The following is a 19,592-nucleotide window of genomic DNA, read 5'->3' on the forward strand; positions in this document are numbered from 1 at the left end:
TGGTGTCAAATTATTATTATTTAGACATCGAGTCTAAATAATAATAGTGCTTACATCTCCCACCTATAGAAGATGGGAGACTTACGCACTAATGGTTAAAAGCTCTATATCCATTTTCTTCTCTTTTCACAGGAGCAATGTAACCCCATTTCTCATATAATATAACAGTGTTTGGATGTATACCAAATATTCCAGCAATCTCAGAAGTTCTATAGCTTCTCATTGAATACCTCCTTCTTTGGTTACTCAAATTGTATTTCTGATTATAACATACAACTTATACCTTAGTGGGACAGTGGAGGGTCTAATATAATTTTGTTTATAAAAGAAAAACACACTGATAAGATTATCAATGTGCACCTTTTGTACTTAGACAATTTACATATCGGTCATTTTTATACTTATATTATGGCATATCATCTAGATTAATTTTGCCATTAACAATCTTTCTTAATTCTTTTAGTTGCCATTCTCGTTCTAAAGTAACGGCTTTAAAATCATTGGAAGTAATTAAACCTATTGTCTTTATAGCATAATCTGATGCTACCATCGCATGCTCTCCCATATGACCACTCCCTACTGCTTGCCCAGCAACTCTTAATGCTGTCTTCTTTATTTCTGAGTTGCTTTCACGAGCAATTTTATGAATTTTAAAACCTGCTTGCCTCACATCATACATTCTCGCTTCACCTATTTGCCATAACTCATTCACCTTAAATCCATCAATTATTTCGTCTATCAAATGATAGTCTATATTTACAATATCTAAAATGTGTTTTGCTATTAACAATGACCATTTTGCTAAATCAATTTGATTAGTCTTTTCATATAATTCATCTATTTCCTGTCTTAATTTATTATTGTCGAATATCTTTATCTTAACCCTTGTTGGCATGATATCTCTCCTTTGATCTTACTCTGTTATAAGTTCATTATACTATAGAAAATAAGTCCTGACAGTATAGTAGAGAGTTATAATGTTTAACCCGCACTAGAATGAAGTCATTTTTCTCTATCCCCATAAACAAATATGCAAAAATATTCCACTTATACTCAAGGGGATTTTTAGAGAGTATGAGGATTAAGTTATCTCCATCTTCAACTTAATCTTACCCATTTCTCAATGACTGATATTCACTTAAATTAATTTTCTTTTCTTATATCTTTTAACAGTTCTTTAAACCATTGAACATTTACTAAATGATGAGAACGTGAATTTTCCAACATTTTTCTAAAATAAGTCGGAATAGTATCATTATGCTCGAGAGATTGTTCTAATAAACAAATTTTCTTTTTTGTTTGTTCGATTTGTATTTCTATTAGTCTTGTTAGTTCCTCGCTTTTATATTCATTAGCAAATAGCATTGCAGCATAAAAAGACAAATTTATATAATCTGTCCTGGAGCCATACTTATACATTAATTTTTGAAATTCTTTATCTCCTAGTTCAGTGATGATATAATTATGCGTCTCTCTAGTATCGTCTAGTTGGTCAATTCTTTCAATATACTGTTTTTCTTCTAATTGTTGAAGATTATAATAGAATGACCCTTTAGTAAAATTCACTATATACTTATAGTGTCTCTCTTCCATTAAGGCTAATAATTCATATCCATAAGAACCTGGATTTTGTTTTAATAAACCTAAGATTAGTAATGGTATCAAAAAAACACCTCCTTTATGTTCATCAAAATTACATTAATAGTTATTTTATAATTATAAGGTTTAGTCCTTGTTGATTTCCATGACTTGCGATAGAAATTCATCATATGATATTTTTCCTAAAGCAAAATCCATACTTTTCATATACATCTTTTCTGTTTTAGTATGTGTTCTAGCATGATTTAAACTTAGCAACTCATTCTCATTAATTAATGGCTTCATTACATGTTTTCTATTAGAAAAGGCTTCAAAATATCGCAAACCAAATTTTCTTTGTGAAATTGCATTAATGTGGATACCATCAGGATTAGAAGTTAAACCCGAAGCTGTGACAAAATAGCAATTATCTTGTTCAAAAGCAAACTTTTGTAACTCTTGATTAATAAAATTATATTCAGTACAGCTTTTTCCAAATCCTTCTTTACCTAAAAAATCTCCTAAACCACCAATAAGAATTGGAATATTTGGAACATTCAACTCCCTTCTAAGGGAGTCAATAATTAAAAGTAACTTTTTATAATATACTTTGTAGTTACCATTCATACTGTCACTTTCTCCTTGATGCCATAGAATTCCTGTTAACTGGCTACTTTGCATAGCAAATTTAGCTTCAGTTATTGCGTGTCTAAAAAGTGCTTGGTCTACAGCCCATTCATCAAGTGAGCTCCCACCTTCAGCACAAGGAATTAAGCCAATAGTATCTTTTGGGTTTTGATTATTTTGACTACACCATGTGTCAGCAAATGAACTAGCCAGACTTATTCCTGAAACAGGACGGTCATAATTGATAGGCTCAGTCATCATTTGCCATCTCCCATTACGCAACATTTGTATTCTTTCATTATAAATTGGAGTTACTTCATGAATATAGCCTCTACCAGCCATATTCGATTGTCCTAACATTAAAAATGATTTAACCATTTCTTTCATCCTTTCCTTTTATTTAATATTTGTAAAGAAATGTTTCTGATTCTCAATAAATATTAATCAATTACTCACTTATTTAATTCATTGTTTCATTAAATTCTTATAGACACAAGAACTACCATATATACACTAGTCTAATTAGACTAGTGTATATAAATATTATAGTCTAATTAGACTATTTGTCAACTATATTTTTCTATATGTATGATAAAATACTTTTCTTGCTTGTTAATTGATTTATTTTATTTCTTGACATTTATCCTCTTACGCAAAAGTCATCGTGTACTAATCTAGTAACGCTATTTTGTGCATTTATGTACCCCTTAGGTGGCAAAATTATTAAAGCTTTTAGTCATTAAAGCACAAAACACACATTAAAAAATGATTATTAGATGCGGCTTAATAACTTACTTAATTTTTTCGTCCCCATTTGGATCGATTACAATTAACTAGACAACTAAATTAAGGTCATGTAAACTAAAAATAATATACCAAAAGGAGAATCGTTTATATGACTAAAAGAGAAAGAAGAACATATACTGATGAATTCAAAGCATAAATGGTGAAATTATATGAAAAATGCTGTAGCTGAAGCTACATTTAAAATATTTAAGACTGAATTTGCCAAAAATTATCACTTTAATACTATGGATGAACTAGATTCCATGCTATCTGATTATATTATTTGGTTTAATAACATTAGGATTCACTCAATGCTAGGCTATTTAAGTCCTAGAGAACATAAACTACATAACCTTTAAAAAACTGCCTAATTTAGTGTTGACAATCCACATAGGAACTAATCAAAAGATTCCCTCCACCTTTCATAATCTAGACACCAAAAAACCCTAGATTCTACTAACTTAATCTAGGGCATTTTACTATCTAAAATTCCAATTTTAACTCTCAAAATCTACTACTAGTAGACGTGTTCCCACGTACCAGGTCATATTGCGATTTTGATACTATTTTTTAGGTCTTTTTGGTGGTAATTTTCGCTATTTTTACTGAAACTAAAGAAGTCGTAGAAGTACTTGGACTCTAGTAAAATCAAGGGTTATGGCGTTGTAGTTTTACCACCGTCTCCACATGAGTGGGTTTATGGTCGCTAAGGGATGTAAATTTGCAAATACACCCTAAACCCTTCATTTCACTACTATTTTATAAGTTCAGCAAAATTGTATATGATTTTAATTTCTTGGTTTTCACCTATTATTATTTTATCTATAAACATATTGACTACTTCTCTGGTTATGATTTCAAAGTTTTTGTATTTGTCAAATAGCTTACTAATTCTATTTAACTCCTCGTGCTGCCTAATTTTCCGATTCAATATGCTTTTTATCTCTATCAGCTTTAATTCTAATTCTTTGCTTTCTTCGTCTAGCTTTGTTGTTGCAAGGTCATAGGCTTCTTTGGATAGCTCGTCTATACTGAATTTTATAATCAGCTTTGATTTTATTTCCTTTATCTCCTGTAGCCTTGCTTCGTATTTAGTCCATTTGACTTTAGCTGTTTTTTCACTGGCTAGAATCTTCTTGTTTAGATTCACTTTGATTTTTTCATAGTCATTGAATTTATTTGCAAATTTCTTCAAGTCTTTTTGTAATATATCCTTTAGTATGATTTCTTTAACTTTATGGGGAGTACAATGATTTTTTCCGTATTTCTTATATGTTCCACAATAATAGGTTTTATGACTTTTTATTAACCAAAGCTTTTTTCCACATTCTCTACAAAATAGCTTGTCACTAAATAAGTGTTTTTTAGGTGTTGCTCTGCCTCTGGATTTTTGGCTTCTTTCTTCCATGATTTGTTTTACTAGCATGTACTTTTCTTTTGATATGATTGGCTCATGGCTATTTTCTATGATGATAGGTTCATTATTTGGTATTCTATTTTTTGTTGTTATATCCCTTGTTGTTGATACACATTGGCTTAGAACGCCTGTGTAATGGATATTTTTTAATATTAGCTTTATGGTTGTCCCATGCCATCTCCTACCCGCATTTCTTTTGCCTTTTATTTGAGAAGGGGTCGGGTATTTAGCATTTGTAAGCTCTCTTGCTATGTATTCTGTTCCATGTCCATCTATGTACATTTGATAGATTTTCTTGACTACTTCTACCGTTTCATCTTCTCTTGGGATAAGTTGACCCTTATCTATGGTATAACCATAGGGTGGGTCTCCGGATAGAAATTCTGACCTAAGTGCCTTTGACCGTTTAGCAGCTTTTATTCTTTTAGATATTCTTCTACTTTCATCTTCATAAAGCCAAGCGAATAGTCCATATTTACTTATGTCATCTTCTAGGGTATTGATTGAGCCATCTAAGCAAACTATATGAATGTTGTTTGCTAGTATCACTTGTTTAAATTCATGGCTTATCCCTATATTTCTTGCCAGCCTTGATAGCTCCTTTGCTAATACTACATCAAATTTTCCTGCCTTTGCATCTTCAACCAGTTCATTAAATCCGGGTCTTTTTGCATGAGTACCAGAGTCAATATCTTTATAAATTTTATAGAGTGTCCAGCCTTTTGTAGCTATGTGCTTTATAAACATATCTTTTTGATTTTGCAGTGAAGATTCTTGCTCTATGTGCTTTGTTGACACACGTATGTATATCGCCGCTTTCATTCATCAACCACCTCATTTTTTCCATTATGAGGTGTGATAGTTGTATCTTTATTATATTTATCTTCTTTGTTATTTTCAATAACTTTGTTGGATATATTTTCAAGGTAAAGTTTTAGTATATCTTCAAAGGTGGTTTTACCACTGTATTCTCTAATTATTTTCATTAGCATCTTCCTTTCATTTATTTTTTTAAAAAAAATCCCCCTACTTCTCTAATAGAGATATAGGGGATAAGGTTTAAATATTAATTTAGTTATTGAAAAGAAAAAAGAATCGAAGCTAGTCGATTCTTATATATTTCAATTTATTTAGTTATATGTAATAAAATACCTTTTTGGTATTAATTTATACATTTGCCATTATAGTTCTTTAATGACCTTTCTCATAACATCCCATGCAAGTTTCGCATTATGTTCTGTAACTTGGGGTGTATCTTTACTCTTTCTCTCTTCAACAGCTGGATGCACAAGGTTTCTATATCCTCTTATAGCCTGTGAATGATGATATAGCTCATGAGTCATAAGCCTTTCTTCTTTTGCTACAAAAAGTAATTCATTTAGACCCATAGTTTCAACCTTCTTAGACTTACTTTTATCTCTAAATTGTACATCATACTTTTTAATATTACATTCTCTTAATTTATCCATAACTAATGCTTCAATGATACTACCACTTAATACTAAAGAAGATTTCCATGATTTTGACATTATTGCTACAAAATTTTCTCTGACATCTCTTTCAATCATTATTTTAAAATCCGAATTTTTTATTGAACCTATTTTCTTCTTTAGCTCAACGTTATATCCCATTTCTTCATACGCATTTACTGTAAATCCACTAACAGAATCGTAAATCTCATTATAAATACTTGTTTCTAGTTGACTCTGTTCTAACTCTTCTCTAACCAAGCTATTAAACTGATATACTGTAGACATTGTATCTAAATTATGCTCATCTCTCTTAAGTTTATATATATATTTCTTATCAAGAAAATTATTCATTACTTCGATTGCTTTGGACTCGGTTAAGCTCAAATATTTTGGTAACATCTTATATGAACATTCAATATATCCTTGCTCATCTTGATACATAAAAAAATTCATTAATATTCTCTTAATCCATGCATTTTCTTTTTTATACTGTTCTATAGCTTTTTCTTCATTTTTGTATCTTTTTAATCTTTTTTCGAGTAAATTTTTCGCGTTTTTCAAATTTCTTAAATACAGGTCTTCATCAGGTGAAATATTTAATGCTTTTGTAAACAGCTCTATAGCTAATTCAAATTTACCTTCTTCCTTATAAATTACACCTAAATTATTATATACAGCACAACTAGTATTATCTAGCGAAACCAGATACTCATAGTATTGTTTGGCTGTTTTTTTATCTTTAAGCTCATTCAGTGAATATGCTAATTCAAATCCGATTTCATTCTTCAACTGTTCAAAACTAAACTTTGAAGAGAAACTTATAACCTCATCATACTTTTTGTCCTTAAATAGTCTTTCAACTACACTTACTACAATGGTTGTAATAAATAACTCTTTATTCCATAAATTGTTATTTATATCATTTTTAATTCTACTATAAAGTTTATAGAACTCATTTTCTTCCATATCGGTAAAATAATAAAAACTAATATATGATTTTTCTACGTTTCCTATACTTAATAAATAATCGAACCCAAATTTATATGCTTTATTATAATCTGATTTATTTTCATATTCTAATGATAAAGCATAAAGATATTCTGGTTTTTTACCATAATTCTTTAAAGCAAATTTTATATCCGATATACAACTACCCGTTCCATATTCATGGTGTCTTAATCCTTTTATCCCTCTTAATTTAGCATATCTTGGTTTATCGTTTTTAATTAATTCAATCTCTTTTGTTAAAAATAATTCAAAATATTTATCGAAAGATATATATGTGTTTACCCAGTTTATTGGATAATCTGATAGTGAATATGGCAATTGATCAATTAATAATTTTAATTCATCTAATAAATTAAGATTAATGCTAGATAGTATCAATCCAATATCGGAAAAATAGTTCATTATATTTTTAGCATCATATTTTTTTATATGTTTAAATATTTCATATGCTTTGCTATATTGTTTTTTTTCAAAATATGAATATGCTATTATACTTGCACTAACAAACTTATCTCCAAATTTATACTCTGTTAAATTAGTTTTCTTATCAACTTCTATTATTTCCTCAAAACAATTATTTTTAAAATATTCTACTAATAGCATTGGAATTATTTCTTCATTAGTAGATAGCTTATTTATGTTTATAGTCTTATCTAGTAATTGGGGATATTCAGCACATTCCGATATATTTAAAAGTTGTACTGCTAATCGTTCCGATTTAGAATGTTTCATTAAACCCTTTTTTAATATTATTATTGAATCTTCTGTTTTCATCTCCAATTCAGCTAAAAACGAAAATAACTGAGGTATTGTATCGTCTAACTTTGTACCTTCTTGATAGTATTGCCTTGCCTTCAATAATGAAAATTCATTAAAGTTTTTTTGTTCATGTAAATATCCAATGAATAGATAGTACCAAGGATTATTATTATCTTCTTTATCCAAAATTTCTTGTATTTCTTCATATTGCTCATCTTTGAACAATTCTATGATTTTATTATTATCCATATAGCATCCCCCTGATAATGTTCGCTTATTTCCCTTTCAAATACTTGTCCATAACTTTATCAAATTCTGATATATATTCTCTATCTTGCCTAACTCTAAATTTATCATATTCTTTATTGGCTTTTTCTATTGCATCTGTATGACTAATTATACCTGCATTTGTTAGCACCTTTTGACGATTAAATTTTAGAAATTCGTCTGTTATCTCAATCCAATCCTTCATAGTCATAATATTTTCGTTTAATGCTTGGAATTCAGCATAATCAATGTACATAACTACAATTCTATTAAGTTTATCTAGTTCCTTTTCATTTAAGTAGTTTTTAGCAACTTTAATATCACTTTTAATAATCTTGCCATCTGGTGAAGCTTTCCATGTTGTTAGTCCCATTGTAGGATGCTCACTGTCTGCTCTATCATGTATTATTTCAGCAGCAGTTTTTCCAGTTATGGCATAGTGCATTTTGTTTTGTACAAAGGCATAGAATTTTTTAGTCTCATTAGATTTTGAATCATAGTCGCTACTGCACTGTTCAAATACATCTGCTATCTTCTGATAAGCTCTACGTTCTGATGCTCTGATTTCTCTAATGCGTTCTAATAGTTCATCAAAGTAATCTTTTCCAAAGGGTTTACCATTTTTCATCATATCATCATTAATTACAAAGCCTTTTATGATGTATTCTTTCAATGTATTGGTCGCCCATATTCTAAATTTTGTTGCTTTTTTTGAATTGACTCTATAGCCAACTGCAATTACTGCATCAAGATTATAAAACTTTAACTCTCTTTTAACTTTTCTTTTGCCTTCCAATCGAACTATTGGGAATTTCCCAATAGTTTGTTCTTCCTCTAATTCTTCAGTTTTATAGATGTTTTTAAGATGCTCATTTATTGTAGACACATCCACATTAAATAGCTCACTTATAGCTTTTTGGGTTAACCAAAAATTCTCTTCCCAAAAGTAAACATCAACATTTACTTTACCTTCATCTGTTTGATATAGAATTATTTTATTTTGATTTAATTGATTTTCCATTAGTTCACCTACTTTCACATTGTTCCCTGTATGTATCCAACTCTAGAATTAGTACCAGCTCAGTTGTTGCAAAATATGCAACAGTTCACATATGTCCCATAAAAATGTTGTTGTCTTTATTATAATTATTTTTTCTATTTTTTTCAAAGATTTTAAAATATTTAAGCAGCAGTTAGTTAATCTGCTTCATAAAAGGCCTCTATATTATCTCTCAAATATAGACGTGCATTTTCCTCCCTTACAGGCAGGCTACTCTCCAGACGATGGTTAGGACTGAGTAGAAGTATCATTATTTGCTCCTATGAATCATGGCGATTTATTTTCACTAAAAATAATTTAAAGGCAAAAATTTGTCGCTAAAGGCTCTAACCTCATCACGGCGTTTTCCCTTATGTCGCTTTCCCTTTAGGGTCATAGGAGTAACGTACTTAAATATTTTTATATTCAGTTTTCAATGTGCATATGAAAGAGAAAAATATCCCCTTCATCCTTTAGGATATTTAGGAGGTATTTTTACGGATTTTTTTGCTGTTGTGATAGAAATGTAATTTAAAAACAAAAACCCCCTTACTTCTTTAAGGAAAAAAACAAGGGAGTGACCGAAAGTTTCTGTCATTTGTAACACAAATGTAATATTTCAAAAGTAAATCCCCCTCACTTTATAAAGGAAAAAGTAAGGGGGTTGGGCGTAAATTTTTTAGTATTAATTTTTTCTACCACTCTTGCTCATAATTATCGTTATATTGATTATCCCAGTCTAATCCTCTGCCTTTCTTTAGTTCTGCTATCCTTTCAATTAATGCATCACCTTCAAGCTTTGATAATGGATAGTTTTTATGACTTTTAGAATTTCCTTGATTATTAGATTTTTGGGATAATAAAAGAGCTACAGCATTAAGAAGATTATTTATTCTTTGCTGTAGCTCTCTTTTATCAGCGTATCTAGCATTTAGTTGTAATCGGTTTTCTATTTTTTCTTTGGTTAGTTCATCTGCCTTGTATAATTTGTTGTTTCTGCATCTTTTACCGCTTGAAGTGGTGAAGGTGATATATTTTCTTGTATCTGTCCACTTGACTTTATAGCCTAGCTTTTCCATGTTGCTTATGAATTCTTCTTTAGATGTGGAATTTCTTATACATTCATTGACTGCAAGATATAGCTCGTATTTCCAACTCATTCCTCTTTGACTGCTTCTGTATTCTCCTGCTTTTGTATAGTTGCTTTTATCCATAGATGGAATTACCATTAATCCATATTGCCTACAGAGTTCATCGGAATAATCCTTTAGCCTTTGTAAATCCTTTGGGTTCTGTTGCCATTTATAGCCTGTTTCATAGTTAACGGTATTGATAATAAAATGATTGTGCATATGGTCTTTATCTATATGAGTTGCTGTTACTATTTGAAAGCCTTTAAAGCAATCTAGCTTTAATAGCTTTCTAGCTATTTCATTGGCTGTTTCTGAGGTTAGTCTATCATATGGTGAGAAGGATTGTACAAAGTGAATGAACTGTCTTCCTGTATCTTTACCATAGCTTCGTTTAATGGTTGTCATTTCTATGTAGGCGTTATCAGCATTACAATCTTTTCCCCATATTAAATGAGGCTTTGTCTTTTCTGGACTGGTAATGTAATCTATTGATTTTCTTAATCCTGTAAGGGTTTTGTTGGATCGGTTAAGAAACTGAATAATTGCCATATATTATTTAGCTCCTTTCTAGTTAGGCTTAGGTCTGGACATGTGATCCTTCCTTGATGGCATAGCATAACAAGCTGATTGAGATTTGTACCAATCTTAATTAGCTGTTTTGCTACTTCTGGTAATCCATTTACTGATACTACATTTTTACCTAAAGCTGAAAAAGCTACGAATCTGCTTAAGCTTATACCAGATTTCGTAGCTTTTTTCTTAATGGTTTCATATTCTTTTTCTGTCACTCGCAGAGTGATTAATTTGGTTTTGTTCATTCGATTCTCCTTTCGTGAAAGTAATATTTTTACAGAGGGTTTGGGAGATTTTCTCCCAACAAGCAACTAAATGTATTACATTTAGTAAGCTTGCCAACTCTGAAAGAGTTGTTAGTTGGATTTGGAGCTTCAATACTAGATTTATATATTTTGAATGACATGAAAGAAGGATATTAGAAAAGAAAAAAATTCTTGCTAGGTAGTATACCCGTTAAGAACTTTTTTTCATGATTATTATATGGATAATAAGAAGTTAAATAAGTTTATGGTTATTTATGATATGGTTCACCATACAATTTTAAAGCAGGAAGGAATTGAATCCCACTCTACTTTTGAATGAGTTCATAAACTCCTTATAATATGGTATTTGTAAAATCTATCCAATGATAACCCTATTCTTCTTCCGTTCACAGTTGAAGAGTTAGAGAATATAGACAATGAATAACTTGATTGTCCGATGTACCTTATATCTCTTTATATGTTGCCACTCCAGTCCTCCATTAATATGTTGTTCTATCAAGTTTATCTATTATTTACTGTATCACCAGTTGCTTTTCTAATTCACTAACTTTACTTAAATCGGAATAATATTGTTTTATCGTCATCTCCATACAAGCAATCCTATTTTCAGTAGTTCTGCTTAATAGATATTTTCTGCTATAGTACAACGTGAAATTATGAATTGTTGCAAATAGTATTGTACATGCATCATCCCAGTCATGAATACTATCATCAGCTATATCAAGTTCTGTACTTTTGAAATAAAATTTATCAATTTCACTCAGTGTCGGAACCAATTTATCGACTAATTCATCTTCATTAATTATGCCATTTCTATATTCATTAAATAGATATATTACTTTTTCAGCTAGAGTGACCATATTTGCTAAAATGTCTTTTGTTTCTGAAATCAATGCATCTCTTTCGCCAGTGTTATCAACTATAAAACTTCTTAAATATTCATAATAAGGTTGAATAGAAAAATGGACATTTTTAATGAACATCTTGTTTTGCGTGTCCACTTGATACCACCAATCTTTATCCTGACTATCATCAACCCAAGTGGTATGACAAATATAGTTACCTTGGTTAATGTCACTTTCACTACGACAAAAATAAACCCAAATAATATTTGCAGGTCTACCACTAAATCGTTTCTCAGAAGTACTGTTATTATATACTTCAATCGATTTTACATCTTTAGCAATTAATTCTGATATGTTAGCAATTTCTTCGAGTGAAAATGGTTCCTTCAAAATGGCTTTTACAGCATATCTTTTAACATTGACGTTATGGGAAGCTTCGACTTCATAGATAATATAATCATCATATTCCTTGAAGGCATCTGTTGGTATATATGGTACATAATTCTGAATCTCAAAGAAAATTGTTCCACCCATATTAGCCCTATAAATCGGAAATTGAGGTTTGTCAGGATTTTTTCTACTCCAAACATCCAAATATAATGTAACTAGCTTCTTAATATCATATAGTGATTTTCTCCCTTCCCTAATCATATATTTGTCTTGAATAGCATCACACAAAAAGCTTGTAAATACACTCATAGGCTTATCTGGATGTCCATACGAATTTTGAATTGCATTACTTGAAGATAGAACAGCGTAACCACTTCCATGAAATTCTTCAACGGTTTTTTCTATGTTTAATGTTGCTGAGTTTTTCACTTTATAGTTACCTGACAAACAGCAATCTAGAAATATGATTTTGCTTTTTGACTGAATGTTCTTAAGAAAAGCAAGCACATCTTGGGTTCCAATAAGCTTATCACTAAGCACTAAATAATGTTCATTATCTATGGTTGTACCATGTCCTGAAAAGTAGAATATTAATGTATCATTTTCGCCAATACTAGCCATTGCCTTTCCTAAGGTACTTATAAAATTAGATTCACATACATCACCGTTTTCTCCACACATTATGATATTGTTAGCCTCTACTTTCAGACCATTAATCAAAGCATTTTTCATTGCAAATATATCATTCACACAAAATGGTAAATCAATATCATCTTGAATGTAATAATTACTAACCCCTACAAGAATAGCTATTATTTTTGACATAATCTCTCCTTTAATTGCTTATTTATCCATTTACTTATCTTTCTCAACATAGAATCTAGTTGCACCTTCTTTGATTTTTCTATTGATTCTTTTAATTAAATTCACCGGCATTTGTCCAATGGTATATGACATATTATCGCCCTTATATAAGGCAACCATTATATTAGGTGTTATTGGCATGTATATACCATTATATTTACCTTTATAGAAGCTATTATCTGTTATTCTAAAAACAGGATTATCTGAAGTAATGAAGGTTCTATTGCCAGTAGCTTTGTAGATTACTGTATGCAATTGCCTCAACAGGTCTTTAGATTTCTTTGCATGATGCTCTTCTTCACCGTTCTGATATCTACGAATTGTTTTCCTGAAGTAAGCATTTAAATATTCTTTGAAGATTGTATTGTAATTCTCTTCACCAAAAGTACCTTTTAAGTCACCCATCATTACGTCTAAGATTTCTTGGTATTCTCTCTTACGCCCCTCAGTACGTTCCTTTTGAGTAACGATAAAGTCTACCAGCCTGTCAGCTACCTCAATGTTTAGCTTATAACCCTTACTATCAACTGTCTTTTGAATTTCATCTCTAATGATATTCCAATCGCCTTCAATGGCATGGAAACCAAACTCTATATCCAGCACTCTCTTTTTCTTAAGAGAACCTTTGATTATCTCTTTATCAGCTTCAGAACCATCAAGATTGTATATCTCCCAATCATCAATGGTTCTATAGTTATCAGAGAAAAGCTTTAGATCAGTGATTTCTTCGCCACCTATTATAATCTTATACTCTTTAAGTTCTCCGAATATTGCTTCTAAATCTTCTTCAGTATGTATCAGAAAATCATCTGCTGTAATTGTGTAATATTCATTCTTGCCCATAAATTCTTTTGGTGGTCTATAGAATACTTTACCTGTCTTAGCGTTCCGTATTCTAAGTTTTTCATTATCATTTTGCCAAGCTTCTAAGTATGTCCTTGGAACAAAATGCTGATATCTATATTCCATACTCAAAACTCTCCTTACTTAATACCAAAATAATCACTCAAACTAATTGATTATATAAAAATACTTCCTGTTAAATTAAAGAGATTTTGTAAATGTGAAAATAGCAGGAAGTCTCTATATTTCTACAAACATTGTATTTTCAATGCTTTCAAAGGTTATATAGAAACCTACTTGTGGTACGGTTCACCTTGGTTATTTAATAGTTACTTTATTTATTCTCTAATCGTTTCCAGAATTCTATCTATACTATTTCTTCCACTTATATAATAACTTGTACAGAAATTTTGATTGAATATTATTAATTTTGTCTTTCAACAACTCATTTTCTTTTGTAATATTAGTCATTTTAAGTTTCAATATTTTTTCATTTTCTCGTATTATTTTTATTTCTTCTAACAAGTTTTGATTTTCATCTTTAAGACTCGAGATTTTATTTTTCATTAAAATTAATTCTTTTTTGTATAATTCATTTTTAGCTATTTCTTCTTCTAACTTAACTGAAGAAAAATATTTTCTTGATATTGGATCGCTTAATATGCTTACATACACAATATTATTTAGTTTACTAATAATTTTTTCAAATTGTTTTTCTTCTTCTTCTTCTGATTGAAAATTGTCAGTAATATATTTCCACTTTGAGGCATCAAATTCTACCATTGCCATTTCCATGTCTTTGAATTCTTTTATTTTAATTTCATCTACTTTATGAGTTTGAAATACTTCAACTGCTAATTTCCCATTCCATTTTTCAACATATATCATTGGCTCTGATTTTGAAAATTCTATCATCACATCTACAATTCTTTTTCTATCATTTTTTGTATAAATTACTTCTTCTTGAATCGCCTCATCAACATATATTTTCACGATATCTTTACCAAATTTTAAATTAAGTACTTTTAATCTAGAAAAGCATTCCTTGAAAAATTCGTGTTGATAGGTTTCTTCATAACCTTCAAGGACTCCTATTGAATCAATATTTTTAAACCTAAAATAACTTTTCCCCAAATTATTATTTCTACCAGTTTGAAAAACCATTTGTACTTTATCTTCTATATTTTTATTAGTACTAAAAATATAATCCTTGTTTTTCTCCCAAAACTCAGGCTTACTCTGCTTCCAATGTAATACATCCCAAATGTTTATCCTTCTATATTCCCCATTAATTAATAAATCCGCACGCTTCTTCATATAATCCTCTCTTTCAAACTAAACAGCACAAAATATCATCAAAGAACTTTTGTTCAAGTTTGTACCAAATAAAATCTTAACTACCCTTAATAAATTTAAAACACATTATAGACATTTGTCACACTACATTATTACTCATCCATATAGTTGCATCTTATCTTAAATTCATACCAAAATTATACATTATTTTTACATATCTTTCAAATAGCAACACTACTTTACTATTCTCTAATAAGCTTTGTCCTAACAAAACAAACTATTTGTTTAACATATAAAAAAACCGATAAAGCCTTCTATAATATGCCTTATCGGTCAAATCAATTTCTTGCTATTTACTTTTCTACTATTTTATTATGTAACTGTCATATAAGCTCAAGGACATTCAAAAGCTTAATACAATCCTTATATCCTTGAAAATAAAGTGTCTCCCTTTCTATCCATTCAATCCTTCCAGCACAATCCTTATTTCTTAAAATAAATGCTCTATCTTCATCATTAAGTGACTTCAATATTTCCTGAATTCTAACACTTTCTTCTGTACTATTTCTTACTAATTCACTATACTTCTTATCAGTATCACGCATATTCTTCATTATATCCTCGTGAATGTCAAAAAATAATCCTTTTAAGTATTCTATATATTCGGTTGACATAATTCCCTCCTTGTGATAATTTCTTGAATTACTATCTCAAACAGGGTATAATAGATTTACCGCTATTCTTGATAGTGGTGGATAAAAAGTGGTGTGTTAGCTTGCCAGCGACCACCGCTTTTTTATTTATCCTTTAGATCGTCATGGAACTTGTGAATACTTTTACGAATCATCTCTGAACGATTTAGTTTTTCAACTTCACAACATTTATCAAGTTTTTTAACTGTAGTTTCATCCATTCTTATTCGTACTGAGATATTCTTTGGATTGTCCGTAGGACGACCTATTTTTTTCCCAGACAAATATTCACCTCCTTTTGTATCTCCAAAACCATTATAGCTTATGGAGATACAAAAGTCAATAATAATGAAATACAGATTATCTAATCATAAAAAGCCCATAAGATTTTAAAATCCTATAGGCTCTGTTGCTAAACATGTATATCCATTCTCTCTAGTAGCGGTCATGATATTTATGATATGAGTATAAATGTGTCACCACTGGTGACACAAATTACATATTCATTTTTTATTTAAAATATAACATCTAATCATAAATCAGTTCCTCCAACACAACCTCCTCCGCCACATCATGAGCCTCCTGCCTAATCTTATAACTCTCCACAAAATTCCCATCAGCAGGCAACGGATGTTCCCTAAGATATTCTTGCTGAATCCTCTCAAACCTCTCATAAGCCTGCTTTTCTATTTCAATAACATGTTTCATCAACTCCCCTTCTAAAAGCAACCTAGAAAACAAATACGGCTTATTCTCCTTCAAATATTTATACCTCAACCTACCATACTTTCTAAACTCCACATTTTCATCAATCCCAAAATCAATCTCTGGATAATAATAATCACCTTTTCTAACATATTTAATCTCGCTCATATCAAAACTTCCTCCCTATTGTTATTTTTCCATACAAAAAAGCCAACAAGATTATTAAAATCCTATCAGCTTTGCTTTACTTATAATTCATATTCACCTTGTATTTCCAAGGCTGTAACCTACAACTATCACACCTACTATTCCTTCCTAGTCAGTAGCGAGCAACACTCGACATGAGGTGTATGAGGGAACATATCCATACATTTTATCTTAGTTACCTTATATCCCTTCTCAACAAATATAGGTAAATCCCTAGCCAATGATGTTGGCTTACATGAAACATATATGAATTGTTCAGGGCTAAAATCAATGATTTTATTTATAGCTTTAGGATGGATTCCATCTCTTGGTGGGTCAAGAATTATTAAATCTGGTTTTTCATTTAATTCTACAACCTTTTCCATCACATCTCCTGCGATAAATTCACAGTTGTCTAGATTATTTATTTTAGCATTTTCTATAGCTGCTTCAACAGCTTCTTCAACTATTTCGATACCAATCACTTTTTCTGCTACTGGAGCCATAATTTGAGCTATTGTGCCTGTTCCACAATATAGGTCAAATAATATCTTATTGTCAGTATTTCCTGCAAAATCCCTTACAATTGAATATAACTTATCTGCTCCTAATGAGTTAGTCTGAAAGAATGAAAACGCAGATATTTTAAATTTTAATCCTAATATTTCTTCCACTATATAGTCCTGACCATATAAAACATTGGTTTCATCGCTTTTTACAACATCTGCTAAACCATCATTGATTGTATGTAAAAATCCTTTAAGCTCTCCTTCTAGATTAATATCCTTCAAATTATCAATTAGTTCCGTTAAATTCAACTGTTCTTGAGAGCTAGTAACTAAATTAGCTAACATCTCTCCTGTCTTTATAGCCTTGCGAACAACTAAATGTCTTAACACTCCTTTATGAGTCTTCTTATGATAAAAAGAAACATCTTTTTCTCTGAAATATTCAAGTATAGTAACCAATATATCTCTAAAGTCCTTATCTACAATCTGACAGCCATGCACAGTTACAATCTCATAGAATTTACCCTTCTGATGCATTCCTAGAGATAATGGTCCTCCTTTTTCAATATCTCCAAAGGAAAACTCCATCTTATTTCTGTATTCAAACTCATTGGGACTCCCTTCAATTCCTAAATAATTGTATTCTCCTATATCTGCACTATCAAGAAGCTTTCTAACTTGTTCTTCTTTTATTTTTAGTTGGTTTTCATAGGATATATTTTGATATGAACATCCTCCACATATCCCGAAGTGCTCACACAATGCTTCCCCTTCTATAGACGCTTTTTCTACTACTTCTATTAAATTTGCTTCAATTTTATTTTTTCTTTTTTTCTTAACTCTAGCTTTAACCTTCTGTCCTTTTATAGTATTCTTAACTAAGACTTTCTTGTCATCAAGCTTACCTATTCCTTTATTAGGAAATTCCACTTCATCTATTACTACTTCAATAATTTCATTTTTCTTTACCATTCTTTACTATTTCCTCCTTAGTTTATATATCATTATCATGCTTTTCATATTAAAATAAAGTACTTATAGATTCTCTATTATGTATTCTTCTAATTGCCTCTGCAAAAAGTGGTGCTACCGAAATAGTTGTAACCTTATGATGATTCAAAGTGAATTGATTATATATGCTATCAGAAATTATTAACTCTTTTATATGACTCTTTTCTAAAACACGGAGTCCTTTTTCTTGCAATAAGCCATGGGAAACACATGCATAAATATCTTGAGCTCCCATATTTTTTAGACCTTTTGCCATATCTGCTAAAGTTCCACACGAAGTTGTAAAGTCATCTACTATTATTACATTCTTTCCTTTTACATCTCCTATTATCTCTAGTATTTCTGCTTTCTCATCATTTGCTTTTCTCTCTTTAGCTCCAATTACAGTTGAAACTCCTAAATCCAAACTATATTTTCTAGCATCCTTAGCAAATCCCGCATCAGGTGCCGCAATAACAAAGTTATTTATCTTGCTTTCTTTAATGTAATTACATAACACTGGCCTTGCAAGCAAATGGTCTACTGGAACCTTAAAAAACCCTTGTATCTGAGGACTATGTAAATCCATGGTAATTACTCTATCAACTCCAGTAACCTCAATAGCATCCGCACAAACTCTAGCTCTAATTGATACTCTAGGCTCATCCTTCTTATCAGCTTTTGCGTAGCTAAAAAAGGGCATTACTAATGTAATTGAATTAGCACTTGCCCTTTTAAAAGCATCTAACCAAAAAAGCAATTCCATAAAATCATCATTTGGACTTAATCCTACAGGCTGAATTATATACACATCTTTATCTCTTACTGTTTCTTCTACCTTTACAAAGGTATTTCCTTCCGAAAAAGTCATTGAATATGATTTGCCTAAATCAATATCTAAATATTTACACACCTTGTCTGCAAAAACTTTTCCACTACTTCCCGCAAATATCTTTATTTCACTGTTTTTACAAGCCATAATTTTCCTCCTTTGATTATATATTTGAAATTTAAACGTTTAAATTACATATTTATAAACTAAATATGATCTTTCTTGAACCCTCCCCTACTTAAAGAAGTTTGGTATTTAAGTTTTTACCTAATACTAGGTAGCCCTTATTCTTTTTGAATTGTCCAAAAATCCATTATCCCTTGTCAAAGCAATTGGTCTAGGAATATATTCATCCTTTAGATATTAAAATATTTAGATATCCATTAACTTCTGAATTTATTATTAGTATAACACTCACTTATATACTTAACTATAATAATTTAAAATAGAGTTTTAACCACTAGTGCGTAAGTCTCCCATCTTCTATAAGTGGGAGATGTAAGCACCATAAAATC

The 19,592-nt window shown here is 30.4% G+C and carries 18 protein-coding genes and 1 pseudogene; 1 reads left to right on the forward strand and 18 read right to left on the reverse strand.

The window, feature by feature from the left end; translation table 11 throughout:
• Nucleotides 1–88: 88 nt before the first annotated feature.
• The 4 genes from JMO20_RS17795 to JMO20_RS17810 form a co-directional block, all read right to left on the reverse strand.
• Nucleotides 89–223, reverse strand: a complete 135-nt coding sequence (locus JMO20_RS17795) for a MerR family DNA-binding transcriptional regulator (protein WP_202711067.1) — start codon at nucleotides 221–223, stop codon at nucleotides 89–91.
• Nucleotides 224–406: 183 nt separating this feature from the next.
• The gene (locus JMO20_RS17800) at nucleotides 407–895 is read right to left on the reverse strand and encodes a putative immunity protein (RefSeq protein ID WP_202711068.1); all 489 of its coding nucleotides are present in this window, start codon (nucleotides 893–895) and stop codon (nucleotides 407–409) included.
• A 248-nt stretch (nucleotides 896–1,143) separates the two neighbouring features.
• A complete protein-coding gene (locus JMO20_RS17805; protein ID WP_202711069.1) occupies nucleotides 1,144–1,665 on the reverse strand; it encodes a PadR family transcriptional regulator in 522 nt (173 codons plus the stop codon).
• A 60-nt stretch (nucleotides 1,666–1,725) separates the two neighbouring features.
• Nucleotides 1,726–2,583 (reverse strand): sialate O-acetylesterase, encoded by an 858-nt coding sequence (locus tag JMO20_RS17810; protein WP_202711070.1) that lies wholly within the window; start codon nucleotides 2,581–2,583, stop codon nucleotides 1,726–1,728.
• Between the two features lie 584 nt (nucleotides 2,584–3,167).
• On the opposite strand from JMO20_RS17810, the pseudogene JMO20_RS17815 reads away from it, so the two are divergent.
• A pseudogene (locus JMO20_RS17815) lies at nucleotides 3,168–3,350 on the forward strand (IS3 family transposase); the annotation flags it as partial.
• Between the two features lie 395 nt (nucleotides 3,351–3,745).
• Here the strand turns inward: JMO20_RS17815 and JMO20_RS17820 are convergent.
• From JMO20_RS17820 to JMO20_RS17885, 14 genes are all read right to left on the reverse strand, one after another.
• Complete coding sequence (locus JMO20_RS17820; RefSeq protein ID WP_202711072.1) at nucleotides 3,746–5,230, reverse strand: recombinase family protein; 1,485 nt, start codon at nucleotides 5,228–5,230, stop codon at nucleotides 3,746–3,748.
• Nucleotides 5,227–5,394 (reverse strand): hypothetical protein, encoded by a 168-nt coding sequence (locus JMO20_RS17825; RefSeq protein ID WP_207753549.1) that lies wholly within the window; start codon nucleotides 5,392–5,394, stop codon nucleotides 5,227–5,229. The genes JMO20_RS17820 and JMO20_RS17825 overlap by 4 nt, the downstream gene beginning before the upstream one ends.
• Before the next feature lie 195 nt (nucleotides 5,395–5,589).
• Entirely contained in the window at nucleotides 5,590–7,896 is a 2,307-nt protein-coding gene (locus tag JMO20_RS17830; RefSeq protein WP_202711074.1) for a tetratricopeptide repeat protein, read from the reverse strand.
• Between the two features lie 25 nt (nucleotides 7,897–7,921).
• Nucleotides 7,922–8,953 carry a virulence RhuM family protein gene (locus JMO20_RS17835; protein ID WP_341534057.1) on the reverse strand — a complete coding sequence of 344 codons (1,032 nt, stop codon included), beginning with the start codon at nucleotides 8,951–8,953 and terminating at the stop codon, nucleotides 7,922–7,924.
• Between the two features lie 695 nt (nucleotides 8,954–9,648).
• Nucleotides 9,649–10,635, reverse strand: a complete 987-nt coding sequence (locus JMO20_RS17840; RefSeq protein WP_202711076.1) for a relaxase/mobilization nuclease domain-containing protein — start codon at nucleotides 10,633–10,635, stop codon at nucleotides 9,649–9,651.
• On the reverse strand, nucleotides 10,584–10,904 hold the full coding sequence (locus JMO20_RS20690; protein WP_202711077.1) for a plasmid mobilization protein: 321 nt from the start codon (nucleotides 10,902–10,904) through the stop codon (nucleotides 10,584–10,586). Before JMO20_RS20690 ends, JMO20_RS17840 begins: the two co-directional genes overlap by 52 nt.
• Before the next feature lie 533 nt (nucleotides 10,905–11,437).
• Nucleotides 11,438–12,985: a caspase family protein gene (locus JMO20_RS17850; protein ID WP_202711078.1), complete on the reverse strand. Its 1,548-nt coding sequence runs from the start codon at nucleotides 12,983–12,985 to the stop codon at nucleotides 11,438–11,440.
• Between the two features lie 30 nt (nucleotides 12,986–13,015).
• Nucleotides 13,016–13,993 (reverse strand): DUF4238 domain-containing protein, encoded by a 978-nt coding sequence (locus JMO20_RS17855; RefSeq protein WP_202711079.1) that lies wholly within the window; start codon nucleotides 13,991–13,993, stop codon nucleotides 13,016–13,018.
• A gap of 246 nt (nucleotides 13,994–14,239) precedes the next feature.
• Nucleotides 14,240–15,184: a hypothetical protein gene (locus JMO20_RS17860; RefSeq protein ID WP_202711080.1), complete on the reverse strand. Its 945-nt coding sequence runs from the start codon at nucleotides 15,182–15,184 to the stop codon at nucleotides 14,240–14,242.
• A 362-nt stretch (nucleotides 15,185–15,546) separates the two neighbouring features.
• Nucleotides 15,547–15,837 (reverse strand): hypothetical protein, encoded by a 291-nt coding sequence (locus JMO20_RS17865; protein WP_202711081.1) that lies wholly within the window; start codon nucleotides 15,835–15,837, stop codon nucleotides 15,547–15,549.
• Nucleotides 15,838–15,959: 122 nt separating this feature from the next.
• Nucleotides 15,960–16,139, reverse strand: coding sequence for a ribbon-helix-helix protein, CopG family (locus JMO20_RS17870; RefSeq protein ID WP_202711082.1), 180 nt, complete (start codon nucleotides 16,137–16,139; stop codon nucleotides 15,960–15,962).
• Nucleotides 16,140–16,383: 244 nt separating this feature from the next.
• A complete protein-coding gene (locus JMO20_RS17875) occupies nucleotides 16,384–16,728 on the reverse strand; it encodes a TnpV protein (RefSeq protein ID WP_202711083.1) in 345 nt (114 codons plus the stop codon).
• Between the two features lie 137 nt (nucleotides 16,729–16,865).
• Entirely contained in the window at nucleotides 16,866–18,227 is a 1,362-nt protein-coding gene (rlmD, locus tag JMO20_RS17880; protein WP_202711084.1) for a 23S rRNA (uracil(1939)-C(5))-methyltransferase RlmD, read from the reverse strand.
• 49 nt (nucleotides 18,228–18,276) lie between these two features.
• On the reverse strand, nucleotides 18,277–19,224 hold the full coding sequence (locus JMO20_RS17885; RefSeq protein ID WP_202711085.1) for a ribose-phosphate diphosphokinase: 948 nt from the start codon (nucleotides 19,222–19,224) through the stop codon (nucleotides 18,277–18,279).
• Between the last annotated feature and the right edge of the window lie 368 nt (nucleotides 19,225–19,592).

Origin of the sequence: Sporosalibacterium faouarense (assembly GCF_016765695.1) — a bacterium.
GTDB lineage: Bacteria > Bacillota > Clostridia > Tissierellales > VENL01 > Sporosalibacterium > Sporosalibacterium faouarense.

Bases quoted from the DNA above. Each gene is read 5' to 3' on its own strand.
- JMO20_RS17865 (WP_202711081.1), bottom strand. From the start codon at position 15,837: ATGTCAACCGAATATATAGAATACTTAAAAGGATTATTTTTTGACATT.
- JMO20_RS17860 (WP_202711080.1), bottom strand. From the start codon at position 15,184: ATGAAGAAGCGTGCGGATTTATTAATTAATGGGGAATATAGAAGGATA.
- JMO20_RS17850 (WP_202711078.1), bottom strand. From the start codon at position 12,985: ATGTCAAAAATAATAGCTATTCTTGTAGGGGTTAGTAATTATTACATT.
- JMO20_RS17820 (WP_202711072.1), bottom strand. From the start codon at position 5,230: ATGAAAGCGGCGATATACATACGTGTGTCAACAAAGCACATAGAGCAA.
- JMO20_RS17800 (WP_202711068.1), bottom strand. From the start codon at position 895: ATGCCAACAAGGGTTAAGATAAAGATATTCGACAATAATAAATTAAGA.
- JMO20_RS17840 (WP_202711076.1), bottom strand. From the start codon at position 10,635: ATGGCAATTATTCAGTTTCTTAACCGATCCAACAAAACCCTTACAGGA.
- JMO20_RS17885 (WP_202711085.1), bottom strand. From the start codon at position 19,224: ATGGCTTGTAAAAACAGTGAAATAAAGATATTTGCGGGAAGTAGTGGA.
- rlmD (WP_202711084.1), bottom strand. From the start codon at position 18,227: ATGGTAAAGAAAAATGAAATTATTGAAGTAGTAATAGATGAAGTGGAA.
- JMO20_RS17855 (WP_202711079.1), bottom strand. From the start codon at position 13,993: ATGGAATATAGATATCAGCATTTTGTTCCAAGGACATACTTAGAAGCT.
- JMO20_RS20690 (WP_202711077.1), bottom strand. From the start codon at position 10,904: ATGAACAAAACCAAATTAATCACTCTGCGAGTGACAGAAAAAGAATAT.
- JMO20_RS17875 (WP_202711083.1), bottom strand. From the start codon at position 16,728: ATGAGCGAGATTAAATATGTTAGAAAAGGTGATTATTATTATCCAGAG.
- JMO20_RS17795 (WP_202711067.1), bottom strand. From the start codon at position 223: ATGAGAAGCTATAGAACTTCTGAGATTGCTGGAATATTTGGTATACAT.
- JMO20_RS17825 (WP_207753549.1), bottom strand. From the start codon at position 5,394: ATGAAAATAATTAGAGAATACAGTGGTAAAACCACCTTTGAAGATATA.
- JMO20_RS17810 (WP_202711070.1), bottom strand. From the start codon at position 2,583: ATGGTTAAATCATTTTTAATGTTAGGACAATCGAATATGGCTGGTAGA.
- JMO20_RS17830 (WP_202711074.1), bottom strand. From the start codon at position 7,896: ATGGATAATAATAAAATCATAGAATTGTTCAAAGATGAGCAATATGAA.